Genomic DNA, 7,794 nt, shown 5'->3' on the forward strand with positions numbered 1-7,794 from the left:
CCCTTACGCAAGTGCCGTCCGACGTGTCGTAGTCGGTGCCGAAAACCTCGATCGCGTCGATGATGCCCGATGCGGCCATGAGCACTCTGGGAACCAGATGGGTTTCCGGCGAATGCCACTCACCGAGCTCGCCATCGGGATCGGCGCCACAAGCGTTGAAATAGCGCAGGATCGCAAATTTCATTCCGTACGCGGACGCATAGTCGCCGATGATCTGTTCACCCATCAGCTTGGTGCGCCCATAGGGGCTGATCGGATTTTGCGAGGAGGTCTCGCGAACCGGCAACGCCTCCGGCACGCCGTAGGTCGCACAGCTGCTGGAGAAGATGATGTTTTCGATCGAACTCGCGCGTGCGGCATCGAGCACCGCGATGGTGCCTGTCACATTGGTCGAATAATATTCGGCCGGCTCGCGAACGGACTCTCCGACATAGGCCAGCGCAGCAAAATGGATCACGGCCGTCGGCCGGTGCGTTTCCATCGCCCGCCGCAGTGCATCCCGATCCCGGATATCGCCGACGACAAGCGGCCCCCAGGCGACGGATCTCTCATTGCCGCGGCTCAGATTGTCGAAAACCACCGGCATGTAGCCGGCGGCGGCCAACTGCTTGCAGGTGTGGCTGCCGATGAAGCCGGCTCCACCCGTCACCAGGACCGCCGGCCGGCTCATGAAGCAGCAGCTCCTCTGGCGATGTGACTTCCGTAGAGCAGGGTATCAAAATACTCGACGGTACGCGCGAGCCCCTGGCTCAAGCTGATTTTCGGCTCCCAGCCGAGATTGGCCCTGGCAAAGGAGATGTCCGGCTTGCGTTGCCTGGGATCGTCGACGGGCAGCGGCCGATGCACGGTCTTCGATCGGGCGTTGGTGTAATCGACGACCAGCGTCGCCAGTTCCATGATGGTGAATTCGGCAGGGTTGCCGAGATTGACCGGGTGGGCGGGCGCGTTCGGCGCATTCATCAGCCGGATAAAGCCCTCGATCAGGTCGTCGGCATAGCAGAAGGAGCGCGTCTGCTGGCCGCTGCCATAGACGGTCAGGTCCTCGCCGCGCAGCGCCTGGACGATGAAGTTCGAAACCACACGTCCATCGTCGGGCTGCATGCGGCGACCGTAGGTGTTGAAAATGCGGGCGACACGAATATCGAGACCATAGGTTCTCGAATAATCGAAGAACAGGGTTTCGGCCGAGCGCTTGCCTTCATCGTAGCAGGAGCGCGGCCCGTGCGTATTGACGTTGCCGAAGTAGCTCTCGGGCTGTGGATGCACGAAGGGATCGCCATAGACTTCGGACGTCGAGGCCTGGAATATCTTGGCCTTGTTCTGTCGCGCGAGTTCCAGAAGGTTCAGCGAGCCAAGCACGCTTGTCTTGAAGGTGTGGATCGGATCTGCCTGGTAGTGCGGCGGAGAGGCTGGGCAGGCGAGATTGTAGATCTCGTCGCACTGAAGGTCCGAAGGCAGTGCATCGACGATGTCGTGCTCGATGCAGCTGAAGCTCGGATTGCGCTGAAGGGCATTGAGATTGTATCTTTTGCCGGTGTGGAAATTGTCCAGCGCGACAACGTCGTATCCGTCCCGCAAAAGACGTTCGCACAGATGCGAACCTAAAAATCCCGCTCCTCCGGCGACAAGGGCGCGTCGTCGGCTTTGGCTGGCGTCCTTTTGGCTGCCGGATTCCAGTTTCAGAACCTTGACAAGCTTAGTCATGCTTTCCTCATACGCACCGAACACGCTACCGCCGGGCCGGGACAAAGCATCGCCCGGCCACGTTCCTGAGAACGTGGCAAACCTCCGCATCTGCGGAAGCGCCATCACTGATGTGCGTCAATTGTTCTTGGCTTTCGCGAAGCTGGTGCGACTACACAACCTCCGTGCTGCCGCTCAGCATTCTCCGCGCCCCGAAATCGCGATCACACGCCCGGTGTCACCATCGATTGCTCGCCCAAATTGCACATCCCAACGCATCGAAAATATACCTGTGGAAATTATAGTCAACCAAATTAGCAATTCCTTAACCAAATGCGCTCGCGAATGGTTAATCATGAAAGCGGCTACGGCCTCTCGGACCGAAGCATGGCGCACAAGGCAAATCCTGTTTATGAATCAGCATATTGGCTCGATCGACGTCAATATGTTGCCGGACGCGCCAAGCTGTTCCTTGAGGTAGAATCAAAACCTGACAGCAAGAACGGCCAAGAATGAGCCGACAGCAATGTTCAGCGCGGCGCGCGAAATACACGGCTTAATTTTTGAGCGCATAGGTAGAACGTTATCGGCATTGTTGCGCAGCCACGCCGCCAATCTGGTTGCGCTCGCACCCCGTACGGTCCACCTCCAGGGTGGCTGCCGCAACTGGCCATCGCCTTTTGGCCGTCGGGGCGCTATTGGCAAGGTCACGATACGCCATGGTGATGTGAATGCGCTTTCTGTTTGTCCTGATCCTGCTTGTCGGCGCCGGCGTCGGTGTCATCTATCCCTGGGCGATGAGCAATTTCTCCGGGCACGAGATCGGCACCTGGCGGGTCTATGAGCAAGGCCGTTTCAAGCCGCTGACGGTGCCGCTCTCCGGCCGCGATGCGCCGGTGCGGGTGCTGGTCGACCTGACCGCAAGAGCCGAGCGCATCGTCTCGCAGCAGCGCACCGTGCTGACGCTGACCGCCGCCAGCAATGGCCGCACGGTGCTCGCCTCGACGCTGCAGTTCAACCATTCCGACAATCCTCGCCAGGCCAGCCCGCAACTGCCCGACAAGATCTTTCGCGACGAGGCCGGCGTCATCGCGACCGTCAGCCCGGGTCCCTACGTCTTCACCGTCGGACCGGGTGATGCCGACGACATACCGATGCGGGCTGTCGATCTCATCCTGCGCTCCGGCGCAGGCGAGATCGACAGCCGTGCACGGCCGGTCGGCTTCGCGCTGATGGCGATCGGCCTGATCGGATTTTTGCTGACCTTGCGCACTCGAGGCGGTCGGCCGGAAAATCCGAACTCTCAGCCGCCACCGCCGCGCTGGGGCAGGGGCTGATGCATGTCGCCCAAAAGTGTGCAGCGGTTTTGGGACAACGACATGCATAACGGCACAAAACGATGAACTACCGCCACGCCTACCATGCCGGGAATTTCGCCGACGTCGTCAAGCATGTCGTGCTGACGCGCTTGCTCGAGTATCTGAAGCAGAAGGACAAGGCGTTTCGGGTCGTCGACACCCATGCCGGCATTGGCCGCTACGATCTGTCGTCGGCCGAAGCGCAGAAGACGGGTGAGTGGCAAGGCGGCATCGGCAGGCTGATCGATGCCCCGTTTGCCGCGCCGGTGGCAGCACTGCTCGCGCCTTATCTGGAGACAATACGGTCGCTCAACCCTGAGGGTGGCATCCAGAAATACCCGGGCTCGCCGTTGATTGCGCGCCATCTCATGCGCAAGCAGGACAGGCTGACCGCGATCGAGCTGCACCCCAAGGATGCCGCGAGGCTGAGGACGTTCTTTGCCGGCGATTTCCAGGCCCGGATCATCGAACTCGATGGCTGGCTGGCGCTCGGCGCCCATCTGCCGCCGAAGGAGAAGCGCGGCCTTGTTCTCATCGATCCGCCATTCGAGGAAGCGGGTGAGTTCGATCGCCTCGTCGACGGGCTCATAAGGGCGCACAAGCGCTGGCCAGGCGGCATCTACGCGCTCTGGTATCCGATCAAGGACCGCAAGGCGATCATCGCTTTCCGCAAGGCGCTGAAGCAATCGGGCATCCCGAAGCTGCTCGACATCGAATTCGAGATCAGGCCGGCCTCTTCGGAACCCAGCCTCGACGGCAGCGGTCTGCTGGTGGTCAATCCGCCGTTCACGCTGGAGGGCGAGTTGCGGACGCTGCTGCCGGCCCTGCACAGGCTGCTTGCGGTGGGGCGGCCGGCGCACTGGTCGTTGGAATGGCTGGCCGGCGAGCAGGCTTGAGGCGGGCTCATTGACGACCCGGGACCCGCGCTCTTTTGGATCCGGGCATGAACGTGCCAGAGCCATTCCGGTGCCGTGTAAATTCGGCTTTGGTCAAAAAGCAGTTTCAAACTGGGAAACCATTGTCAACGCAACCGCTTGACCGCCGCCGAGCGAATCCGCACAGTGCGCACAATCGACCTTGAGAGGCTGCCATGACTCGCTTCGCCAAATCCGCTCTTGCCGCCCTGATTTCGCTCTGCACCCCGCTTGCCGCGCCTCTCGGTATCACCCAGACCGTGCAGGCCGCCGATCTTACGGTCTATTCCGATGAAGACAGCGGGGTCTGCGGTCAGCCTTGGGTACTGAACAAGATCACCAGCCGCTTTTCCTATCAGGTGCATCACGTGCCGCATCTGCCGGATGTGCAGATCACCGATTTCCGGCGCATTCACCAGCATCGCTATCTGGCGGCCGACGATACCTGGCCGATCGGTCGCCGTTATTGCGGGGCCACCGTCAGCCTGTCCGACGGCCGCGATCGCACCATCTGGTACCTGATCGAGGAAGGCCAGGGCTTTGCCTCGATCGGCGACAATGTCGAATTCTGCGTCTCGGGCTTCGACCGCTGGATGGTCTACAACGGCCGCTGCCGCATTCTGCGCTAAACCCGGTTTCCCCTTCCAATCTCTTTCGCGCCTGTGGCTTGATCGGCTGCAGGCGTTTTTCGTGCCGCGTTGACAGCTGGCGCGATCCGTCGCATATGTATGAGACAGACCTGTCTCACCACTCGGTATGCGCCATGACACCATCGCCCGTTTCCGATAAGCGCCAGCACGTCGTTGAAACGGCCTACGTGCTGTTCAAGCGCGCCGGCTTCCATGCGACGGGTATCGACCGGATCATCGCCGAAGCCGATGTGGCCAAGATGACGATGTATCGCCACTTCCCCAGCAAGGACGAATTGATCGTCGAGGTGCTCGACTATCGCGCTATGCGTTTCGACCGCCAGCTCGACCGGCTCGCCCAGGAGGGCATTCCGCCGGAACAGAAAATCGGAAGGATTTTTGACTGGCATGCACTCTGGTTCCGCAGCGCCGATTTCCATGGCTGTCTGTTCGCACATGCATTGGCCGAGTTCGGCGATCCCGGGCATCCGGTTTTCAAGGCCGTTGTCAGGCAGAAGAACGGCCTCAAGCGGCGCATGCGGTCTATCCTCGAAGAGATGATGCCGCGCGGCCGCGCCGAAAGCGTGGCGGCGACACTGCTTATGCTGATCGAAGGTGCGACCTTGCTGGCGCAGATGGGGCCGGCCGACGCCGCCATTCGCGACGCCCGCAAGGCGGCCATGGGCATCGTCGCTGCTTCGCGTAAGTCCCAATGAGCCCGCTGGTCATCGGGCTCGCATTGTTTGCGGCGATCCTGCACGCAACCTGGAACGCGTTCCTGCGCACGGGGGCCGACAGGTTGTGGACCGTCACCGTCATGAGCTTTTCCAGTACGGCGCTCGCCATCCCCTTAGCCTTCTTCCACGCCCTTCCGGCCGCGCCGGCCTGGTCCTACATTGTGCTCTCGGCCTGCCTGCAGGTTGGCTACAGTTTGTTTCTGGTGGCCGCCTACAGATATGGCGAGCTGGGACAGGTCTATCCGATCGTTCGCGGCAGCGTGCCGCTGCTCGTCACGCTCGGCGAGTTCTTCCTGGCCAACCAGCAGCTCACTCTGCCGCAGACCATCGGTGTCGCGCTGGTCGCGGGCGGCATCATGGGCCTTTCTCTCGGAAGGGGCAGGGCCGCCACGACATCGATACTCTATGCGCTGGCAACGGGAGCGATCATCGCCGCCTATGCGACGGTCGATGCGCTCGGCGTTCGGGCGGCGGGAAACGCCGGTGCCTATACCGCATGGGTGCTGGTGATCTACGGCGCGTTGCTGCCGGCGGCCTTCGTCGCCTGCCGTGGCCGGCTCACAGTCGACCTGGGTGCGCCGGAAACCTGGAAGGCGCTGGGCGGCGGCCTGTTTGCACTTCTGGCCTACGGTGTCGTGGTCGCGGCCTTCGCGCTCGGACCGGCCGGTCCGATCACCGCGATCCGCGAAACCAGCGTCGTCTTCGCGGCCTTCATCGGACGTCTGTTCCTCGGCGAGGTGCTGACGCCGCGGCGGGTCGGCGCCTGCGCCATCGTCGCGCTCGGCGCCATCTGCCTCGGCTATCAGCCGTGACGGAAATGCGCATCGCGCAGTTTCTCGATTTTCCTGATGGCGCCGACAGGTAAACCGGCTAGTCTGGACTCCCGAGAGCGGCATTACCCTCGGGAGTTTTCATGGATCTCGCGACCTCGCTTGCCTTTGCGGCCGCCTTCTTCGTGTTCGCTGCCAGCCCGGGTCCGGACAACATGACGATCGTCGCGCGCACAATCTCCAATGGCGCCGCGTCGGGCATCGCCTACGGTGCCGGCACCGTGGTCGGCATCCTCATCTTCCTGATCCTCGCCGCCTTCGGCCTGTCGATCGTCGCCGCCAAGATGGCGATCGTCATGACGGTGCTTCGCTATGGTGGAGCGGCCTATCTGGTCTGGACGGGCATCAGGCTGTGGATGGCGGCGCCCGTCATTCCCGAACTGCAGCCCATCTCAGGACGGCGAGGGCTGTTGATGATTTTTGCCACCGGCATCGCGCTCAATCTTGGCAATCCGAAAATGCCGTTGTTCTACATTGCGCTGTTGCCTAGCGTCGTCGGCGCATCGCTCGACGCAGGTCATCTCGGTGTGCTGATGATGGTGATCGTGGCCGTCGAGGTCGTGGTGATCGGCGGTCATGTCGTCCTCGCCGGTCGCGCCCGCAGCCTGTTGCGCACACCAAGGATCGTACGCCGGGTGAACCGCGCGGCGGGCGGTGTGATGATCGGCGCCGGCGTTGCCGTTGTTGCCGCGCGCTGAGCGGATTGCCCAGTCATCACGCTATTTCCTGCGCGCCGCCGCCTCGGCCTGATCGAGGATCTTGCGCAGGAATGCGGCATGGCCGCGGAACGCGCGCCGTCCGCTCGTCGTCGCCCTGACGCGCGTCTGCGGCCGGCGGCCGACGAACAGCTTTTCGATGTCGACATAACCAGCCCTGGCCAGCGTATCGAGATGCGCACCGAGATTGCCGTCGGTGACGTCCACGATGGCTTTCAGCCCGGTGAAATCCAGCGTTTGCCGCCTTTCCAGCATGCTCAGCGCCGCCATGATCCTGAGCCGAGTGCTCTGGTGGATGATTTCGTCGGCACTCATCGATTGGCTCCGGCGCAGCCAAGCCGGAGGCCGCCGACAACCATGCTGCCGCCGTGGCGGACCGTCTTGGCAATCTCGAACGGCGACAGCGCCGCTTGCTCCTGTGCGATCGACATTGAAATGCTCCAGCATGCTGTACAGAATACTCTGCCATGTAGAGTTATCTGTCAATTCACGAGCAGGCCGATCTGCGTTCGTGCTTGACAAGACGATGCACCGATCGGCTGTCGCATTGCAGTATAGATCGTCCGCCTGCACGAGATGATCGCACCGATGAGGCAGCGGTCATGATATCGGCGACCGACGATCGACACGCAAAGCTGCTCGCTGATCTTCGGAGCTTCACGAGAGGAGCGCTTCCGCGGAGTGTGGAGAATGTCGGCGACACATTCTAGCCAATGGTCGAAGATCAGAAGTGAATTTCTGCGACGATCAGCACGATCATGTGCCGATCGTAACCGAAATTTAAGCTGCGAAAATCAGTCTATTGCTTCGCTGGCTAGCAAGCCGCGAGTCAGATATGCATGAGCGCGCCGGGTCATTACGGCCGTCGGCACAAAGGAAGGGGCATCGCATGGCTAAGCAGTCATCCAAAGCGCCGGCGTCCAAGGC

Annotated in this window: 10 protein-coding genes; 7 read left to right on the forward strand and 3 right to left on the reverse strand. The window is 61.8% G+C overall.

The genetic code is table 11. The features are described from left to right. Both galE and EN994_RS10535 read right to left on the reverse strand, forming a co-directional pair. The coding region (gene galE / locus EN994_RS10530; protein ID WP_127307523.1) for a UDP-glucose 4-epimerase GalE at nucleotides 1–670 on the reverse strand (670 nt) is incomplete at its 3' end. After that, a complete protein-coding gene (locus EN994_RS10535) occupies nucleotides 667–1,704 on the reverse strand; it encodes a UDP-glucuronic acid decarboxylase family protein (protein WP_127307524.1) in 1,038 nt (345 codons plus the stop codon). The genes galE and EN994_RS10535, both read right to left, overlap by 4 nt. A 366-nt stretch (nucleotides 1,705–2,070) precedes the next feature. On the opposite strand from EN994_RS10535, the gene EN994_RS36715 reads away from it, so the two are divergent. The 7 genes from EN994_RS36715 to EN994_RS10565 all read left to right on the forward strand — a co-directional run bounded on the left by EN994_RS36715 (nucleotide 2,071) and on the right by EN994_RS10565 (nucleotide 6,849). Next, nucleotides 2,071–2,199 (forward strand): hypothetical protein, encoded by a 129-nt coding sequence (locus tag EN994_RS36715; protein WP_272482885.1) that lies wholly within the window; start codon nucleotides 2,071–2,073, stop codon nucleotides 2,197–2,199. A gap of 215 nt (nucleotides 2,200–2,414) precedes the next feature. Further along, entirely contained in the window at nucleotides 2,415–3,020 is a 606-nt protein-coding gene (locus EN994_RS10540) for a hypothetical protein (RefSeq protein ID WP_013532492.1), read from the forward strand. A gap of 62 nt (nucleotides 3,021–3,082) precedes the next feature. Further along, nucleotides 3,083–3,937, forward strand: coding sequence for a 23S rRNA (adenine(2030)-N(6))-methyltransferase RlmJ (locus EN994_RS10545; RefSeq protein WP_013532491.1), 855 nt, complete (start codon nucleotides 3,083–3,085; stop codon nucleotides 3,935–3,937). Nucleotides 3,938–4,131: 194 nt separating this feature from the next. After that, nucleotides 4,132–4,584: a hypothetical protein gene (locus EN994_RS10550; RefSeq protein WP_013532490.1), complete on the forward strand. Its 453-nt coding sequence runs from the start codon at nucleotides 4,132–4,134 to the stop codon at nucleotides 4,582–4,584. A 134-nt stretch (nucleotides 4,585–4,718) separates the two neighbouring features. Then, nucleotides 4,719–5,300, forward strand: a complete 582-nt coding sequence (locus EN994_RS10555) for a TetR/AcrR family transcriptional regulator (RefSeq protein ID WP_013532489.1) — start codon at nucleotides 4,719–4,721, stop codon at nucleotides 5,298–5,300. Next, complete coding sequence (locus EN994_RS10560) at nucleotides 5,297–6,133, forward strand: DMT family transporter (RefSeq protein ID WP_013532488.1); 837 nt, start codon at nucleotides 5,297–5,299, stop codon at nucleotides 6,131–6,133. Before EN994_RS10555 ends, EN994_RS10560 begins: the two co-directional genes overlap by 4 nt. A gap of 101 nt (nucleotides 6,134–6,234) precedes the next feature. Further along, nucleotides 6,235–6,849: a LysE family translocator gene (locus EN994_RS10565; RefSeq protein ID WP_013532487.1), complete on the forward strand. Its 615-nt coding sequence runs from the start codon at nucleotides 6,235–6,237 to the stop codon at nucleotides 6,847–6,849. A 21-nt stretch (nucleotides 6,850–6,870) separates the two neighbouring features. On the opposite strand, the gene EN994_RS10570 is transcribed toward EN994_RS10565, so the two are convergent. After that, nucleotides 6,871–7,182, reverse strand: coding sequence for a transcriptional regulator (locus tag EN994_RS10570; protein ID WP_013532486.1), 312 nt, complete (start codon nucleotides 7,180–7,182; stop codon nucleotides 6,871–6,873). Between the last annotated feature and the right edge of the window lie 612 nt (nucleotides 7,183–7,794).

The sequence above is a fragment of the Mesorhizobium sp. M7A.F.Ca.CA.002.09.1.1 genome (assembly GCF_003998555.1).
Classification (GTDB): Bacteria; Pseudomonadota; Alphaproteobacteria; order Rhizobiales; family Rhizobiaceae; genus Mesorhizobium; species Mesorhizobium ciceri.

Excerpts from the sequence above, each read along its gene's own strand:
- EN994_RS10535 (WP_127307524.1), bottom strand. The coding sequence starts at position 1,704 with ATGACTAAGCTTGTCAAGGTTCTGAAACTGGAATCCGGCAGCCAAAAG.
- EN994_RS36715 (WP_272482885.1), top strand. The coding sequence starts at position 2,071 with ATGGCGCACAAGGCAAATCCTGTTTATGAATCAGCATATTGGCTCGAT.
- EN994_RS10540 (WP_013532492.1), top strand. The coding sequence starts at position 2,415 with ATGCGCTTTCTGTTTGTCCTGATCCTGCTTGTCGGCGCCGGCGTCGGT.
- EN994_RS10545 (WP_013532491.1), top strand. The coding sequence starts at position 3,083 with ATGAACTACCGCCACGCCTACCATGCCGGGAATTTCGCCGACGTCGTC.
- EN994_RS10550 (WP_013532490.1), top strand. The coding sequence starts at position 4,132 with ATGACTCGCTTCGCCAAATCCGCTCTTGCCGCCCTGATTTCGCTCTGC.
- EN994_RS10555 (WP_013532489.1), top strand. The coding sequence starts at position 4,719 with ATGACACCATCGCCCGTTTCCGATAAGCGCCAGCACGTCGTTGAAACG.
- EN994_RS10560 (WP_013532488.1), top strand. The coding sequence starts at position 5,297 with ATGAGCCCGCTGGTCATCGGGCTCGCATTGTTTGCGGCGATCCTGCAC.
- EN994_RS10565 (WP_013532487.1), top strand. The coding sequence starts at position 6,235 with ATGGATCTCGCGACCTCGCTTGCCTTTGCGGCCGCCTTCTTCGTGTTC.
- EN994_RS10570 (WP_013532486.1), bottom strand. The coding sequence starts at position 7,182 with ATGAGTGCCGACGAAATCATCCACCAGAGCACTCGGCTCAGGATCATG.